At 31.5% G+C, this 17,558-nt stretch carries 17 protein-coding genes and 1 tRNA gene; 11 read left to right on the top strand and 7 right to left on the bottom strand.

What is annotated here, in order from left to right:
- The first annotated feature begins 99 nt into the window (after positions 1 to 99).
- From Q1B37_RS16610 to Q1B37_RS16590, 5 genes are all read left to right on the top strand, one after another.
- Positions 100 to 1,140: an alkane 1-monooxygenase gene (locus Q1B37_RS16610; RefSeq protein ID WP_299900332.1), complete on the top strand. Its 1,041-nt coding sequence runs from the start codon at positions 100 to 102 to the stop codon at positions 1,138 to 1,140.
- A 98-nt stretch (positions 1,141 to 1,238) separates the two neighbouring features.
- Positions 1,239 to 2,750: a glutamate--tRNA ligase gene (gene gltX / locus Q1B37_RS16605; RefSeq protein WP_299900328.1), complete on the top strand. Its 1,512-nt coding sequence runs from the start codon at positions 1,239 to 1,241 to the stop codon at positions 2,748 to 2,750.
- Positions 2,751 to 2,873: 123 nt separating this feature from the next.
- Positions 2,874 to 3,053 carry a DUF4177 domain-containing protein gene (locus Q1B37_RS16600; protein ID WP_299609689.1) on the top strand — a complete coding sequence of 60 codons (180 nt, stop codon included), beginning with the start codon at positions 2,874 to 2,876 and terminating at the stop codon, positions 3,051 to 3,053.
- Between the two features lie 64 nt (positions 3,054 to 3,117).
- Positions 3,118 to 4,062 carry an SPFH domain-containing protein gene (locus tag Q1B37_RS16595; RefSeq protein ID WP_299609691.1) on the top strand — a complete coding sequence of 315 codons (945 nt, stop codon included), beginning with the start codon at positions 3,118 to 3,120 and terminating at the stop codon, positions 4,060 to 4,062.
- 339 nt (positions 4,063 to 4,401) lie between these two features.
- On the top strand, positions 4,402 to 4,854 hold the full coding sequence (locus tag Q1B37_RS16590; RefSeq protein ID WP_299900326.1) for a hypothetical protein: 453 nt from the start codon (positions 4,402 to 4,404) through the stop codon (positions 4,852 to 4,854).
- Between the two features lie 70 nt (positions 4,855 to 4,924).
- Here the strand turns inward: Q1B37_RS16590 and Q1B37_RS16585 are convergent, their stop codons facing one another.
- A complete protein-coding gene (locus Q1B37_RS16585) occupies positions 4,925 to 6,973 on the bottom strand; it encodes a glutamine--tRNA ligase/YqeY domain fusion protein (RefSeq protein ID WP_299900324.1) in 2,049 nt (682 codons plus the stop codon).
- Between the two features lie 152 nt (positions 6,974 to 7,125).
- Between Q1B37_RS16585 and folB the strand changes: the two genes are divergently transcribed.
- Positions 7,126 to 7,482 carry a dihydroneopterin aldolase gene (gene folB / locus Q1B37_RS16580; protein WP_299609700.1) on the top strand — a complete coding sequence of 119 codons (357 nt, stop codon included), beginning with the start codon at positions 7,126 to 7,128 and terminating at the stop codon, positions 7,480 to 7,482.
- Positions 7,483 to 7,536: 54 nt separating this feature from the next.
- Positions 7,537 to 7,607 (top strand) — tRNA-Cys (locus tag Q1B37_RS16575).
- A gap of 34 nt (positions 7,608 to 7,641) precedes the next feature.
- On the opposite strand, the gene Q1B37_RS16570 is transcribed toward Q1B37_RS16575, so the two are convergent.
- The 3 genes from Q1B37_RS16570 to rnr form a co-directional block, all read right to left on the bottom strand.
- Positions 7,642 to 8,337, bottom strand: coding sequence for a LysE family transporter (locus Q1B37_RS16570; protein WP_299609702.1), 696 nt, complete (start codon positions 8,335 to 8,337; stop codon positions 7,642 to 7,644).
- A gap of 41 nt (positions 8,338 to 8,378) precedes the next feature.
- Positions 8,379 to 9,053 (bottom strand): head GIN domain-containing protein, encoded by a 675-nt coding sequence (locus Q1B37_RS16565; protein ID WP_299900321.1) that lies wholly within the window; start codon positions 9,051 to 9,053, stop codon positions 8,379 to 8,381.
- Between the two features lie 66 nt (positions 9,054 to 9,119).
- Positions 9,120 to 11,324 (bottom strand): ribonuclease R, encoded by a 2,205-nt coding sequence (rnr, locus tag Q1B37_RS16560; protein ID WP_299900318.1) that lies wholly within the window; start codon positions 11,322 to 11,324, stop codon positions 9,120 to 9,122.
- Between the two features lie 236 nt (positions 11,325 to 11,560).
- Here rnr and Q1B37_RS16555 point away from each other — a divergent pair, with 236 nt between their 5' ends.
- The 4 genes from Q1B37_RS16555 (at position 11,561) to Q1B37_RS16540 (ending at position 13,508) form a co-directional block, all read left to right on the top strand.
- On the top strand, positions 11,561 to 11,743 hold the full coding sequence (locus tag Q1B37_RS16555; RefSeq protein WP_299900315.1) for a hypothetical protein: 183 nt from the start codon (positions 11,561 to 11,563) through the stop codon (positions 11,741 to 11,743).
- A 55-nt stretch (positions 11,744 to 11,798) separates the two neighbouring features.
- Positions 11,799 to 12,038 (top strand): DUF2007 domain-containing protein, encoded by a 240-nt coding sequence (locus tag Q1B37_RS16550; RefSeq protein WP_299609711.1) that lies wholly within the window; start codon positions 11,799 to 11,801, stop codon positions 12,036 to 12,038.
- Between the two features lie 576 nt (positions 12,039 to 12,614).
- Complete coding sequence (gene rpiB, locus Q1B37_RS16545; protein ID WP_299900313.1) at positions 12,615 to 13,046, top strand: ribose 5-phosphate isomerase B; 432 nt, start codon at positions 12,615 to 12,617, stop codon at positions 13,044 to 13,046.
- A gap of 12 nt (positions 13,047 to 13,058) precedes the next feature.
- Positions 13,059 to 13,508, top strand: coding sequence for a GNAT family N-acetyltransferase (locus tag Q1B37_RS16540; protein WP_299900310.1), 450 nt, complete (start codon positions 13,059 to 13,061; stop codon positions 13,506 to 13,508).
- A gap of 58 nt (positions 13,509 to 13,566) precedes the next feature.
- Here Q1B37_RS16540 and Q1B37_RS16535 read toward each other — a convergent pair whose 3' ends face one another.
- The 3 genes from Q1B37_RS16535 to Q1B37_RS16525 form a co-directional block, all read right to left on the bottom strand.
- Entirely contained in the window at positions 13,567 to 15,189 is a 1,623-nt protein-coding gene (locus Q1B37_RS16535; protein ID WP_299609718.1) for a S41 family peptidase, read from the bottom strand.
- Between the two features lie 37 nt (positions 15,190 to 15,226).
- Positions 15,227 to 15,607, bottom strand: coding sequence for a ribonuclease P protein component (gene rnpA / locus Q1B37_RS16530; RefSeq protein WP_299900308.1), 381 nt, complete (start codon positions 15,605 to 15,607; stop codon positions 15,227 to 15,229).
- A 99-nt stretch (positions 15,608 to 15,706) separates the two neighbouring features.
- Positions 15,707 to 17,554, bottom strand: coding sequence for a M1 family metallopeptidase (locus Q1B37_RS16525; protein ID WP_299609722.1), 1,848 nt, complete (start codon positions 17,552 to 17,554; stop codon positions 15,707 to 15,709).
- Positions 17,555 to 17,558: the final 4 nt, after the last annotated feature.

Here is a 17,558-nt window from a genome sequence, read left to right as displayed (position 1 = left end):
CTTCACCTTTTCTTTTTCAGTAATTTATAAAACTACAACTTTATTTCTTATAGATTTGTTATATTTATTATAATTCAAAACCCTAGATTATAACTTGTTATGAAAGATCTTAAATACATATCTGCATATAGCATACCTTTAGTTGCAGTTTTAAGTATCTATCTAATGGATATTTATACCTACCTAACCCCAATCTATGTTTTTGGTATTATACCAATAATTGAACTTTTTACTCCTTCGTCTGAAGAAAATTTAGACCCTGATACCCGATTAACTATATCCAAGAAAAAACTATTCGATTGGCTTTTATATATAAATCTCCCTTTGATTTATTTAATACTATTTTATGCTCTTTATACCATTTCCTCCAATGATTTAAAAACCTTTGAAATAGTAGGAATTATTATATCGACCGGAATAGTTCTTGGTGCCAATGGAATAAACGTCGGTCATGAATTAGGGCATAGATTTTCTAACGAAAGATTTATCGCTAAAGCTCTTCTACTTCCTTCATTATACATGCACTTTTATATAGAACACAATTTTGGACATCATCTTAAAGCTGCTACTAAAGATGACCCTGCTACAGCTCGTTATAACCAACCTGTATACATTTTTTGGATCACATCTGTAATTGGACAATATATAAGTGCTTGGAAAATTCAAAAAACACTTCTTAAAAAAGAGAATCGTTCATTTTTTTCCTTCAAAAACGATATGTTTTGGTATATGATTATCACAACATGCTATCTAGGCATAACCTATTCTTTATTCGGTTTAACAGGACTATGGGTTGCTATATCATGTGGTACTGTTGGCTTTTTACTTCTAGAAACTATCAATTACATAGAACATTATGGTCTTGTTCGTAAGAAAAATAACTCCGGACGTTACGAAAGAGTTCGCGAAATACATTCCTGGAACTCCAATCATCTACTAGGCCGTATTCTTCTTTTTGAACTTACTCGCCATAGCGATCATCATTATAGAGCCTCTAAAAAATATCAAATTCTTGATCACCATGACCAAAGCCCTCAACTACCCTTTGGCTACCCTACCTCCATGGTACTTTCTTTATTTCCACCATTATGGTTTATGTTAATGAATAAACGTGTTCCACGTGAAATGAAACCTATGTAACATTACATAATTAATTACTTTAAATCCTTTTTTTACACTTTTATAAGATCGTATCTTTGTCATTTCTTTTATAACCTTACGGTTTAAAACATTTAACTATGACAAACAAACCACGTGTACGATTTGCTCCAAGTCCTACCGGTCCGCTACATATTGGTGGTGTAAGAACAGCTTTATTTAATTACTTATTTACTAAAAAACATCAAGGAACTTTTGTTCTTCGTATAGAAGATACAGATCAAAACCGTTACGTTCCTGGAGCTGAAGATTATGTAATCGTCGCATTAAACTGGTGCAATATTCCTTTTGATGAAGGTCCAGGAAAAGAAGGCAATTACGGCCCTTACCGACAAAGTGAACGAAAACATTTATACAAACAATATGCTGACCAACTTATCCAAAATGGTCATGCCTATTATGCTTTTGATACTTCAGAAGAATTAGATCTACATCGTAAACAACATGAAGAAAACGGAAAAACATTCGTTTACAACTGGCATAATAGAGAAAAACTGAATAACTCACTGTCCTTATCGGAGAATGAAATATCGCAAAAAATTAATTCTGGCGAACCTTATGTTATTCGTTTTAAATGTCCTGTCGACGAAACTCTTCAACTTATTGACGAAGTACGCGGTACTATAACTATCGAAACTAATGTACTTGATGATAAAATCCTTTTTAAAAGTGATGGTATGCCAACATATCACCTAGCTAATATTGTGGATGATCATCTTATGGAAATTACTCATGTAATTCGCGGTGAAGAGTGGTTACCTTCTCTACCATTACATGTGCTATTATATAGATCATTAGGATGGGAAACTCCAAGTTTTTCTCACCTACCACTTATCCTGAAGCCTACTGGAAAAGGTAAGTTAGGAAAACGCGATGGTATCAAAGGAGGTTTTCCTGTATTTCCCCTACAATGGATAGATCCAAAAACGAAAGAAATCGCCTCTGGTTATAGAGAAGATGGTTATCTACCAGAAGCTGTTATTAACATGCTAGCGTTCTTAGGATGGAATCCAGGAACAGAACAAGAAATCTTTTCCTTAACGGAACTTATTCAATCATTTGACCTTGGACGAGTGAATAAAGCGGGAGCCAAATTTGATCCTGAAAAAACAAAATGGTTTCAACAACAACATTTTCAAAATACAGACGACTCTCTACACGTGGAACAATTAAAAAATATTCTACAAAATAAGAACATATCTTCTTCCTTTGATTTAAACAAAATTGTTGGTCTTATTAAAGAAAGAGCCGTTTTTACAAATGACCTTTGGGATCTTAGCTCTTTCCTATTTATTGCTCCTTCTGAATATGATGAAAAAGCAATTAAAAAAGCGTGGAAAGAAGACACAGCATCTCTCATGCATGAACTAACAAGGATACTAACTGATATTGATGATTTTTCATCAGAAAATGTTTCCAACATCGTTAAAAGTTGGATCAAATCAAAAGAAATTGGTTTTGGTAAAATTATGATGCCTCTTCGAATATCATTAGTTGGATCTCTACAAGGTCCAGACCTATTTGAGATCATGTCCATCATTTCAAAAGAAGAAACGATTAAAAGAATTGAATCTACAATAGAAAAAATATAACATCTATTTTACGCATTATCTTACTATAGCCTGTTACACAATTAACAGGCTATTTTGTTTTATTCTGTAACGTTTATGACTAAAATCATACAGATAAAGTAATGATCTTAAACTTTGTCATCTATGGAAAAACAATATAAAGTACTTAAAATATCAAATCTTTGGTCTACTGAAAAACTTCGCAAACAGGTTGAAGATACTCTTAATAAAGCGTCCAAAGATGGATGGGAAATAATTTCTGTAGCATTCGGTACCTCTAGCAGCTCTGGAATGTCCACCGCCATGATTACTATTGCGAAATAAAATTTATCTATTTACAATTAATTAGTAAATTCAAAGTATCTAATAACATTTAATATCAAAACCAATGACACTATATTTTATACCAATAATTATCCTAGGATTTCTTATACTGGTATCCGGGATATTTACAGTAAAACAACAGACAGCAGCTGTTGTTGAAAGATTTGGAAAATTTTTAAGTATTCGTAACTCCGGATTACATTTTAAAATTCCAATCTTTGATCGAATTGCCGGTCGTATTAATCTAAGAATACAGCAATTAGACGTTATTGTTGAAACAAAAACAAAGGACGACGTATTTGTGCGTCTAAAAATATCAGTACAATTCCAAGTTATAAAGGATAAGGTTTATGACGCTTTCTATAAACTAGAAAATCCACATGATCAAATTACATCTTATGTATTTGATGTAGTACGTGCAGAAGTGCCAAAGATGAAACTTGATGATGTTTTTGAAAGAAAAGACGATATTGCTATCGCTGTAAAACAAGAATTAAATGAAGCGATGGTTAATTATGGTTATGATATCATAAAAACTCTTGTTACTGATATCGATCCAGATCTTCAAGTAAAAGAAGCAATGAATAGAATTAACGCTGCAGAAAGAGAAAAAGTTGCAGCCGAGTATGAGGCTGAAGCCGAACGTATTAAGATTGTAGCAAAAGCTCGAGCTGAGGCAGAGAGTAAGAGATTACAAGGTCAAGGTATTGCAGATCAACGAAGAGAAATTGCTAGAGGTCTAGAAGAAAGTGTGGATGTTTTAAATAACGTAGGTATCAATTCTCAAGAAGCCTCTGCTTTAATTGTGGTTACCCAACACTATGATACTTTACAATCTATAGGTGAAGAAACCAACAGTAATTTAATTTTACTACCAAACTCTCCTCAGGCAGGAAGTGATATGCTAAACAATATGATTGCATCCTTTACAGCATCCAACCAAATAGGAGAAGAAATGAAACGCCAAAATGCCAAAAAAGGTATTGGTAGAAAAAACACAGAAGAATAAGAATTTCTTATTACAAAACTAAATCCGATCATTAATGATCGGATTTTATTTTTTTCCTAATTTTCAAAATATCTAATGAGATAAATTACTAATTTTGTAAAAAAACTAAAATAAACGGTTTTAAGCGCATTTTAAAAAAAAGATATAAAATCATACTATGCAACTTTTATTTAAGCTCATAGTCTTTTATATAGATCCGTTTATGATAGATAGAATTAATTAAGAAAAATAATTAATCAATTTTTCTTATACACAAAAAACAGTCACTTATAATCGCAAGTCATGAAAAATTACTTACTCCTCTTTCTATTAATCTCAGGAAGTGTTTTTTCCCAAAGCATGTCCAAATTAGAAAAACTAGCTTTACGAGATGCAAAGATCGTATCCGAAGCTTCTGTACAAAAAGATGTTAATACTCTTTTACTTCATACACATCCTAAAATATCCAAAAAGATAGGAAACGAACAATTGAAACAAGAATTAGAAGATACCTTTAGAGCTATGACTGCTCAAAAAATTAAAATTGTTAGCTCACAGGTTGATGAAGTAACTGATATACGAAAAGAAAAAAAAGAATATCGCTGTCTAGTAAAAAATACCATAGAGATGGATTATAATGGTCGTACGGTGAAATTTAAATCCTCTTTATTCGGATTCTATAATAAGAAAAAAGAAAAATGGTACTTTATAGATGCCAATAAATTACTAGATGATGAGGATACTAAAAAAGTATTTAAAAATTTCAATACTGATATAGAAATTCCTCAAGATGAGCAAATTGCAGATTTCTAACAGTATACATTAAAACAAAAAAAGACGGACTAACATCCGTCTTTTTCTTTTTATGATGGTAATCAAAACTTTATAATCCTAATCCACTCGCTACTTGCTCAGCCTCTGCTCTTAATAACTCGTTAGCATCTTCTCTACCTTTCTTTATAAAATCAATAGCATCCTGATTAGGCGTTAAACCCTTATGTTCTAATATAACACCAAGCGCTAAAGTTGTCACTATTCTCGTTCCTATTTTCTTAGCAGCTGTTGCATATAACGGAACCAATTCATCAATATCAACATCTTTAGCCGCTTCCAATATTTTCGATTTAAGAGCCTCTCTCTTCTCTTCTGATAAGTTGGTATACTTCTTCCCTGCTCTTTTAATCTCATTAATAGCAGACACTTCTATCTTTGTATTCTGAGGCTTTTGAGTATTGTTATTAGTATTCTGGGTAATAGGTTTAACTTTAGCCCAAGTATCTCTTAAACCGACAGTTTTATTAAAAATTAGGCTGTCCGAAGTACTATCAGGATCCACATTAAAATAACCCAATCTCTGGAACTGAAATCTTTCTAAATGTGTTGATTCTTTTAAACTAGGCTCTACATAACCCGTAATTATTTTTAAAGAACTTGGGTTCAAGAATTCCATAAAATCTTTCTCCTTGTGACTATCAGGAGCTTCATCGTTAAATAAACGATCATACAATCTTATTTCTGCTGGAATAGAATGTTGTATAGATACCCAATGTAATGTTCCTTTTACATTACGTTTAGATTCCTCTGTGCCACTACCCGATTTACTCTTAGGGTCATACGTACAATGAATCTCAGTTATTACTCCATTACTATCTTTTATAACATTCTCACCTTTAATAATATAGGCATTCTTAAGTCGTACTTCTTTACCTAATGTAAGTCTAAAATATTTACGCCCAGCTTCCTCCTTAAAATCTTCTCTCTCTATATATAATTCTTTAGAAAAAGGTACCTTTCTATTTCCTGCAGCTTCATCTTCTGGATTATTTTCAGCCTCTAACCATTCTTCTTCACCATCAGGATAATTAGTTATAACCAGCTTTACTGGGTCTAAAACAGCCATTACTCTTGGTGCTGTTTTATTTAAATCTTCGCGAACACAAAATTCAAGTAATGATACATCTATCACATTCTCTCTTTTTGCCACACCAACAGTATCTACAAATTTTCTAATTGATGCAGGAGTATATCCTCTTCTTCTTAATCCAGAAATTGTAGGCATTCTAGGATCGTCCCACCCTTTTACTACACCTTCATTCACCAATCTAAGCAACTTACGTTTACTCATAATAGTATAACTTAGATTTAGTCTGGCAAACTCTCGTTGTTTAGGTCTAATACTTGTGTTATCATACACCTGATCCAAAAACCAATCATACAATTTTCTATGTGGTTTAAATTCTAAAGAGCACAAAGAATGTGATATATTTTCTATGTAATCACTTTCTCCATGTGTCCAATCATACATAGGATAAATACACCATTCATCACCCGTTCTATGATGAGATTTTTTAAGGATTCTATACATCAAAGGATCTCTCATAAGCATATTAGGATCTGCCATATCAATCTTGGCTCTTACAACATGCTCTCCTTCTTCAAAATGCCCATTTTTCATTTTTTCAAATAGATCCAGATTTTCTTCCACTGTCCTATCTCTAAATGGACTATTAATACCAGGTTCTGTAGTTGTCCCCTTTTGTTCTGCTATAGCCTCTGAAGATTGACTATCTACATAGGCTTTTCCATCCTTTATTAATTGAACAGTCCAATCATATAACTGCTGGAAATAATCTGAAGAATAACATTCTTTATCCCATTGATATCCTAACCAACTAATATCCTCTTTAATCGCATCTACATATTCTTGTTCTTCTTTTGCAGGATTGGTATCATCAAAACGTAAATTTACTGGAGCATTATATTTTAAACCCATACCAAAACTAATTCCTATAGCTTTAGTATGACCGATATGCAAATATCCATTTGGTTCTGGAGGAAAACGAAAACGTAAATCTTCTTGATTCATTCCATTGGCCAAATCTTCTTCGACAATATGCTCTAAAAAATTGAGTGATTTTTTTTCTTCTGTCATTTGATAAAAATAAAACACAAAACTACCTAATATTTCCAATGATACACAACAATTATATAATTACTCTTTAATTGTTACAATAACCTAATACAAAAGGGGTGTTTCCTTGTAAATTCTTTGCAAAGATTCTATTACCTTTGTAAAAAAATTTTGTGGGGTTAATTACACTAAAAAACATCAAGGTTTATGCATATCATGGATGCCTTGTAGAGGAGAAAAAAATTGGTTCTGATTACAGGGTTGATCTAAAAGTTAAAGCTGATTTAAACACATCAGCTCATTCTGACCAGCTCTCAGATACTGTTGATTATGTGCATCTTAATCTTATCGTAAAAGAAGAAATGGCTATACGTTCTAAACTACTAGAACATGCCGCAGAACGAATTTTAAATCGTATATTAGAAGAGTTACCATTGGTTGAAAAAGCTACGGTAGATGTCTCTAAAATTAATCCACCTATTGGCGGAAATGTACAAATGGTTACAATTACCAGAAGTAAAAAAAGATAAATACATCTGAAGTATTCATAAATTTTTTTACATTTGCCGTCTAAGATCAAAAAGGGTGTCGTGGCCGAGTGGCTAGGCAGTGGTCTGCAACACCATCTACAGCGGTTCGAATCCGCTCGACACCTCAAAAAAAAGTCCTGTTATTTAACAGGACTTTTTTTATTTAAAACCAGAATCTGGTGTAATTTTCTCTATTCTATCTTGAATTTTCTGCTCCATTGTATCAGGAAGCACTCCTTTTACAATCAAAAAAATTCCAAAAACAACCATAATCATACTAATACTTCTTTTGATTAGGTATGTCCGCTTTGGAGTTAGTTTTCTTTTTAGTCTTTTTGCAAGTAACATCTTAAGTATATCAACAAATAGATAGGTAATTAAAACCATTGCAAAAAATACAATGATTCTATTTGTATTCATGTCCATCTGAGGTCCAGCTACTACAATAATGCCAATCCAAAATCCTAAAACACCAATATTGATGAAGTTTAATAAGAACCCTTTTATAAACAATACCAAGTAATTATTCTTATTAATAATTTCTACGGAAGTATCTCTAAGCTTATTGTAATTTTTTCGTTCCTTGATAAAAGATATAGCACCATAGGTAGCTAAAAGCATACCTCCAAATACAAAAAGCGCAGGATCATCCTTTATTTTTTCTAATATTTGATTGGTACTAAAATATGCAATTAAAATGAAGACAATATCTGCAAAAATAACTCCAAGATCTACAGCCAATGCTGCTCTAAACCCCTTGATTGCCGCAGTTTCTAATAAAACAAAAAAAACAGGTCCAATTAAAAAGGCAAGCACAAAACCTAAAAATATTGCTGCTTGAGCATCTTGAAACATAGAAAAGTAGATATATTTCTTACAAAGTTAGAAAATACTACTTAGTTTACCTCTATAATTTTACCACCAAAAACTTTTTTTCCATCTACTTCCTTCGGATTTCCATAAATTCTAATTGTTCCACCAGCCGCAGTATTTGCTTTTACATATTCACTTGCATTAACATTAGCTCTTCCTCCTGCGCTAATTTTAACCTGAGTACTTTTTGTTTTTAGATCTTCTCCCATAAATTGTCCACCAGCTTTTACAGTGACTTCTTGCTCATCAGCACTACCTTCTAAATGCAATCCACCTCCACTAACAGCTCTAGCCAACAATCTACCAGTTTTAATTTCAGCATAGATATCACCACCTTCTTGCGCTCGTAAATCTAATTCATCTGCAGAGATCATATCTTTCACCATAATCTTTGCTCCTTCATTCACATCTAACTTTGATATTGACTTATAATAGACAATTACTTCTGTATCATTATTATCCCAAGTATTACTTAATGACATTTTTATTTTTAATACTTCATCCTTAAGCACTACATCTACTTCTCTTCTACTAATCCCCGAAATTTCAACCTTGTTTTCTGAACCCTTCAATAATTTTACTTCTATCTTATCAAAAACTTTTAGTTCACTAAAATCACCTACATTTTTAGTGATTACTTTTTGCGCTTGCAATCCTGATACTACCAATAAAAATGTAAGAATTATTACTTTTTTCATTTCCCTATTACTTTTAAATTTGATAATTGTGTGATTTTTATTTAATAAACGATTATTACGTTTATTTTATTCTAATTCTTCTTTACTACCAAGCAATGTAAAATCTAAATGTCTCTTCACTAGATCTGCATTCTTAACTTTTACATACACTTCATCTCCTAACTGATACATTTTTTTAGAACGTTGACCAATTATAGCATATTCATCCTGATCAAAAATATAGTGATCGTCATTCATGTCTTTTAATCTGATCATTCCTTCGCATTTATTACTTATAATTTCTACATAAATCCCCCATTCTGTTACTCCAGAAATTACACCTAAAAACTCTTCATCTTCATGATCTTTCATGAATTTGATCTGCATATATTTAATGGAATCTCTTTCTGCACTTGCAGCTAAATTCTCCATTGAGCTACTATGATTACACTTTTCTTCATATTCTTCTTCTGCCACAGTTTTTCCATTATCCAAATAATGTTGTAACAAACGATGTGCCATAACATCAGGATATCTTCTAATCGGTGAAGTAAAATGTGAATAATAATCAAAGGCTAATCCATAATGTCCAATATTATGAGTAGTATATTCTGCTTTACTCATACTTCGAATTGCAAGGGTATCAACCAAATTTTGTTCTTTTTTTCCTTGAACATCTTTTAACAAACCATTTAATGATTTTGTGGTTGTTTTTCGATCTCGCAAATCCAACTTATATCCGAACCTTCCAATTATGTTTTGTAAAGCAGCAAGTTTTTCATCATTAGGTTCATCATGTACTCTATATACAAATGTTTTCTTTGGATTTTGTTTTCCAACGAATTCTGCGACCTTTTTATTAGCTAATAACATAAACTCTTCAATAAGCTTATTAGCGTCCTTAGAAGTCTTAAAAAACACTCCTACTGGGTTCTTTTCTTCGTTTAAACTAAATTTAACTTCGACTTTATCAAAAGAAATAGCTCCTTTCCCCATTCTTTGAGTCCGCATTATTTTTGCTAATTCGTTCAATTTTAATACCGCATCAGCTATTTTTTGATCAGCGTTATATGCTTTTCCTGTAAGCGAAATCTCCTTTGGAATACCGTTTTTACCAGTCTCGATGATATGTTGTGCTTCTTCATACGCAAAACGTGCATCTGAGTAGGTTACTGTTCTCCCAAACCATTGTTTTTTAATTTCTGCTTTGTTATTTAATTCAAAAACAGCAGAAAACGTATACTTTTCTTCATGAGGTCTTAACGAACAAGCATTATTTGATAATACTTCTGGTAACATGGGAACTACTCTATCTACTAAATACACCGATGTAGCTCTTTCATAAGCCTCATCATCCAGAATAGTTCCTGGTTTTACGTAATGAGAAACATCTGCAATATGAATTCCTATTTCGTAATTTCCATTTTCTAATATTTCAAAAGAAAGTGCATCATCAAAATCTTTAGCATCTTTAGGATCGATACTAAACGTTAGCGTTTTACGCATATCTCTCCTTTTTTTGATTTCTGATTCCTGAATGGAAGTATCTAGTTCATTTGCATAATTTTCAACTTCAGATGGAAACTCATAAGGTAATCCATATTGGGCTAAAATTGCATGAATTTCTGTATTATGTTCCCCAGGTTTACCAAGTACTTTTACTACTTTTCCAAATGGAGAATCTGCCTTTTCTGGCCAATCTTCAAGCTTTACTAAAACCTTATCTCCATCCTCAGCATTTTTTATCTTGTTCTTAGGGATAAAAATATCCGTATACATTCTAGAATCTTGCATATTTACAAATGCATAGTTCTTCTGTATTTCTATAACTCCAACAAACTCATTTTTACTTCTAGAAATGATTCTAGAAATTTCTCCTTCGCTCTTACCTCTGCGTTTTCTTTTGTATACATAAACCTCTACTTCATCACCATTTAGTGCTTTGTTAAGATTATTATTGGGTACAAAAATATCATCCTCTAATTCCTCTACAATCACATATCCTGTTCCTTTAGAAGTTAATTCTAATACTCCTGTATAGGTGTTGATATTAGGAACTATTTTGAATTTTCCTCTATCTACCTCTTCTATCTCTTTTTTAGCCGCTAATTGCGTCAACTTTTTAATTATTTGATTCCTACTACTAGGATCATCTACCCCAAACTTGGCGGCAATCTGTTTATAATTAAAAGTTTTGTTAGGTTCTGATTTAAGTATCTTAAGTATTCCTTGTGTAATGTTTTCAATTTTGGGAGACTTTTTCCTTCTTCCTCTTCTTCTTTTTCTTTTCATTAATGTCTTTTAAATTTTATCATATAAAATTACAGCTTATCTTTTTAGGTTCACTGTTTTCTATATAAACTTTTATTTAATATTAAATTTTATTCTTGTTTAAAGTTAAAAAAATATTATATCTGTAAATCAAATGTTTACGTTTAAAATATTTAAACAAATCTTATTATTTTTCTTAAAATTTACTTAATTTTAAAATACGAAGATTGTTATTTATTCGTTTGGTACTAAGTAGTATGATACCTAAAGTCAAAAAAATTCATAAGATAATATTTCTGTTTACCCTAATATTTTTATTAGGCTTATATTATGCTACAGTATATATTGGAAACACAATGGACGAACATACAGATACCAATAAAAAATCAGAAATAAACGGTACGATCTTATCCGATAAGGAAGCAACACAAATCAACTAAGTCTTTTTTTAGATAATTTGTATATTGTAAATCATCAATTATCTGGACTTTTTTCATGAAAGATTTTATAACTATAGCAACCTTTACATATCCAAACGATTATGCAATATTACGACTTCTTTTGGAAAGAGAAGGAATTTCTTATTTTTTTGAGAATGAAACAATGATTGGCGTATTTCCATTTTACTCAAACGCTCTTGGCGGAATCCATCTAAAAATCCATCCAAAGGATAAAATTAGAGTTCAAGAAATCATAGATGATCTTAACACAAATTCTCATCTAAGAATTATCTAGTCTTATTATCCATACTTTTTATAGTTTTCAACATATATCATATATATATCTTTTTCTTTTTTTAAAATTTAAAATAAAAATGATGATTATAATATAGTGTTGATAGCGGTATAACTTTTCTATTTTTTTTTTGCTTTTTAAGTTAGATTGATTTTTCAGAAATATATTAACAACATATAAAAAGGTTAAATACTTGATAATCTTATTAGAATTAATTTTAATTAACAGATGTTCATAGTTTATAAACACATCTTTTTATTGATATTTTTGCATAAAAATCACAGTTGATAACAATAAATTAATGTTTAAAAACTTCACAAGAAAAAGTCATTAATAAATTTTGATTTGATGTCAAGACCTTTGTATTCTAATTTAAATTAAGATGTCCAAATAAAGTTTCTTTAATTTAGCAACTATTTATTCACACCCAATGTTAACAGAAGGTAAGGAGTTATTAACATTGGGGTAACGTTAAGGTAATTTATTGATTTTTTGAAGTTTACTTTTTTTGTTTGAAGTATCTTTGTTTTCAAATTATAAATCTAGAATCTTTAATAAAATAAAAATTTAAAAGTTGTGAAAATAGCTATTGGAAATGATCACGCAGGAACTGAATATAAATTCGGAATAATAACTTATTTAAAATCACAAGGAATAGAGGTTGTTAATTACGGAACAGATGAAAATAGTAGCGTAGATTATCCAGATTTTGTTCATCCGGTTGCGAAAGATGTTGATAATGGAACTGTAGATTATGGAATACTTATTTGTGGAAGTGGAAATGGTGTTTCTATGACAGCAAATAAATATAAAAATGTTAGAGCTGGTCTATGTTGGACTAAAGAAATAACGGAATTGACCCGCTTACATAACAATGCTAATGTGATTAGTATACCTGCTAGATATACTTCGTTACCACAGGCGGTAGAAATGGTTAAAACGTTTTTGGCTACTGATTTCGAAGGTGGAAGACACGAGAATAGAGTTAATAAGATCTCTATGTGTTAATCATTTTCTTTTATGAGCGATATAAATTTTGAAATTAAGCGTTTTGATGGATTGTCAACTCAGGAGTTGTATAAAATTTTGCGCTTACGCGCAGAAGTCTTTGTTGTTGAACAAGATTGCGTTTATCAAGATATAGATAACAAAGACCAAAAAGCACTTCATGTTATAGGTTATAAGAACGATGATATTGTGGCATACACAAGAATATTCGATGCAGGTGATTATTTTGATGAAAGCAGTATTGGTAGAGTTGTAGTTTCAGAAAAGGAACGAAAATATGGTTACGGACACGATCTTATAAAACATAGTATCTCAGCAATAAAAGAGCACTATAAAACCGATAAAATAAAAATTTCTGCCCAATGTTATTTGAAAAGATTCTATGAAAAACATGGATTTATACAACAAGGTAAGGAGTATTTAGAAGATGGAATTCCTCATATAGCAATGATAACTTCATAAAAAATAAAACCCAGCTTTATTGCTGGGTTTTTATATATTTACTATGAAAGTGTACTAACTATTTTAATATACTTTCATACTTAGATTTATTACCTAATATTTCTTTACTTTTTTCAATTTCAGGATTATTATTGATATAATAGTTATACAATCCTTCTCTATACGAATAACGTTTTACAATTTCGTCTGTAAGCAAGTTTGCAATTTCAGTTTTATAAGTATCTAATCCTTTTGCCTTAGAGGTTTTTATTGTAGCAAGTAATGCATTATAACTTTCTTTAATATCGGTATCCAGCTTGTCTCTTCTAGCAACTTCTAATGATTTTTTTAAAGATTTTTCTGTTGCTGTTTCATAATCAAAACCACTTTCTTTTACGAATTTTTTAAAGTCTTCATAATCTTTATCGGTAAACTTAAACTTGTTAACATCCATGTTCTCATGTTCATAATAATACTTTGTACCATAATCAAATATTGCGTCTGATTGTAATAATGAAGTGGTTATATTACTAAATTTAGAAGTTTCCATTTCAATATCTGGTTGTATTCCTCCTCCATCATAAACGGTTCTTCCATTTTTTGTTTTAAAAGCTTTAAAATCTTTTTCACTGATTCGAACTGCTTTATTGTTTTCATCTCGATTCCAATAATCCAATGCTTGAATACATCGACCACTTGGTGTATAATATCGGGAAATAGTAATTTTAAGCTGCGTACCGTACGTTAATTTTTTCGGTCTTTGTACCAATCCTTTTCCAAAACTTCTGGCTCCTATTACTACTCCTCTATCTAAATCCTGGATACTTCCTGCAACAATTTCACTTGCAGAAGCGCTTCGACCATTTACAAGTACTACTAAAGGAATTTCGGTATCAATAGGAGTTTTTTTAGTAAAGTATTCCTTATTGTATTTTTTTACAACAGATTTTGTAGTTGTAATTAACTCTCCTTTGGGTACGAAAATATTCGTTACGTTTATGGCTTCACTTAATAAACCACCAGGATTTCCTCGAAGATCTAATATAATCTTATCAGCTCCTTTAGCTTTTAAATCTTTTAAGGCAGCTATAGTTTCGGATGAGGCTTTGTTATTAAACTTTGATAATACTATATATCCAGAATTATCATCTAGTAACGTAAAAAATGGTACTGCTTTTACTTCTATTTCTTCTCTGGTTAGTGTGGTTGTCTTAATTTGATTTTGTCTTCTGTAACTAATTTCTACTTCGGTACCGCTAGCTCCTTTAAGAAGCTCTCCGGCATCTTCTTCAAAATCTGACACTGTTACATCACCTATTTTGATTATTTCATCTCCCGCTCTCAGACCAGCTTTATCGGCGGGATAATCTTTATAGGGTTCTACAATGATTATTTTATCTTTCACTGTTTTTACAGAAGCACCAATACCTGTATATTCTCCTGCATTTCTAATTTTAGAAGCTTCTACATCCTGTTCATTCCAATATTTGGTATATGGATCCAAATCATCTAGCATTGCCTTTATAGCAGTATCCATAAGTTCAGCAGGATTGGTTTCATCTACATAGTTCATATTTAATTCTTTGAACATGGTAGTGAAAATTTCAATCTGTTTTGCTATTTCAAAAAAATCAGATTTAAAACTAACAGTAGAAAATAAAATGGCTACGACAAGGGTAGAATAAAGGATTTTCTTTTTCATACTTTTTATTTTTTTAATAAGTGAAAGGATATTAAAGCTAAGAAGTCTCTATTTCCTTTACAACAAACTTTTGTAGTATTTCTTTTATTTTAGATTCTATTAATATATAGTCAGGCATTTCTTTTCCTGTATACAAGAACATAAAAGTAAAGTGATGAGAAGTGTTATTGATCACAAGATACTTATTTTTTCGATAACTTTCGCGCAACAAACGTTTTATACGATTTCTTTGTACAGCTTTTTTAAAATTACGTTTACTGACCGAAACTGATGTTTGTATCGAAGACTCATTTTTAGATGAAGTTTTTCTATATATGAGACGTACAGGATATCTAGCAATAGATTTGCCTTCGGAAAAAATTAAATCAATTTCCTTTTTACTTTTCAATCGTTCTTTAGCGCTAAAAGTTGTTGTCATATACTGATAAATGTACTGATTTAAACGTTATTTACAATTATAAACCCAGAATTGATCGTGTCAATTCTGGGTTTTATCTTTTAAAAACAAATTTAATATTTACGGTTGTGTTGAAGAATATTCATTATTCTTTTTGTCTACATCCGCCATTTGCTCGGTAATATCAATTTTCAAGGATTTTATGTCAGATTTAGGTTTAGAAATACTAAATGTATATGTTGGGTGCGTCCATGTCCAATCCGACAGAACAGCTCTCTTTGTTTTAGGAAAAGGGTTTGCTTTTTCTTTTCTCATCATTCTTAAAGGAATATAAAATGATTCTTTACTACCATCGTTATATTCTACATAAATATCTATAGGCATTGGCATTAGTCCTAAACGTTCTAAGGTTACTGCGGTGGTATTTCCTTTTTCCGAAACATCTTTAATACTATAATCAATAGTATTTGTAGTTTGTGTCCAATCAGTTAAATACCAATCTAACTGCATTCCTGAAACTTTCTCAGCAATACGTTTGAAATCATTGGGTGTAGGATGTTTAAATTTCCATTGATTATAGTATTTTTTAATAGTTTTGGTTAGGTTCTCTTGTCCAATAACATATCCAAGTTGTGCCATAAAAACGGCACCTTTTGCGTAAGCAGATGCGCCATAGGCTCCGTTTCTAGAGAAACGATCAGCATGAGTAGATTGCGGTTGCTCTATTCCGGATGTGGCTAATTGAAAATATCCTTGATACATACCTTTCATAGGATTTGGTTTGTTTTGCTCCATTACCTTATCCATCGCTAAAGTAGAAATATAACTTGTAAACCCTTCGTCCATCCATTCATGTTTAGCTTCATTTGTTGCTAAAATATGCTGAAACCACGCGTGTGCCATTTCATGAGCCGTTACGCCAACTAAACTACCAAAACTTCTTTTTCCAGTTATTAATGTACACATCGCATATTCCATTCCACCATCTCCTCCTTGTATTATCGAATATTGATCGTATGGATATTTTCCTATAGTAGTACTAAAATAGTTCATTAAATCTACTGATTTAGGCTGTAGCTTTTTCCAGTTTTCTATAAATGCTTTATCGTCACTTTTCTTATATAAGAAATGAAGAACAGGACCATCAGGAACTTGTACAACGTCATGAATATATTCTGGATCTGCTGCCCACGTAAAATCATGAACATTTGGCGCAATAAAATGCCAAGCAAGCTTTTTTCCTTTTTGTTTTACTTTGGTTCCAGGTTTTTCATATCCGTATCCAATTTCTTCTGGGTTTTGAAGATACCCTGATCCTCCGAGAATATAGTTTTTATCAATGTTAATAGTTACGTCAAAATTACCCCAAACACCATGAAATTCTCGTGCTATATATGGATCTGCATGCCATCCTTCGAAATCATATTCGGCAATTTTCGGATACCATTGTGTCATAGACAAGGCAACACCTTCTTTACTATTGCGTCCAGATCGACGAATTTGATTTGGAACCTGACCGTTAAATTCCATTGAGAAGGTTACCTTTTCTCCTGGCGCAATTGCTTTATTGAGTTGTACCTCTAAAATAGTTCCCGCAACCTCATATTGTACTTTTTTTCCATTTTGCTTTAAAGAAGATACTTTTAGATACCCTATTTCTTCTGGAGAAAGCTTACTAATTCTATCCATTACCCTAGGATCTGGATCAGCAATATTTCGGGATCTTACATCCATTTCGCTTCCTGGTTGGAATGCATTGAAGTATAAATGATAAAAAACCTGATTTAATGAATCTGGAGAATTATTGGTATAAACCAGTTCTTGGGTTCCGGTATACTGGAAATTTTTTACATTCATATCCACGTTCATTTTATAATCAACGTGTTGTTGCCAGTAGCTGGTGTTATTTTGTGCCGTAACACTGAAAATGGATATTAAAAATCCAATGGAGATTATTTTAGAGATCATGTTT

The sequence above is a fragment of the uncultured Aquimarina sp. genome (assembly GCF_947492965.1).
GTDB lineage: Bacteria > Bacteroidota > Bacteroidia > Flavobacteriales > Flavobacteriaceae > Aquimarina.
Note: the sequence above shows the minus strand (reverse complement) of the source record. Positions and strands in the feature narration are given on the sequence as shown.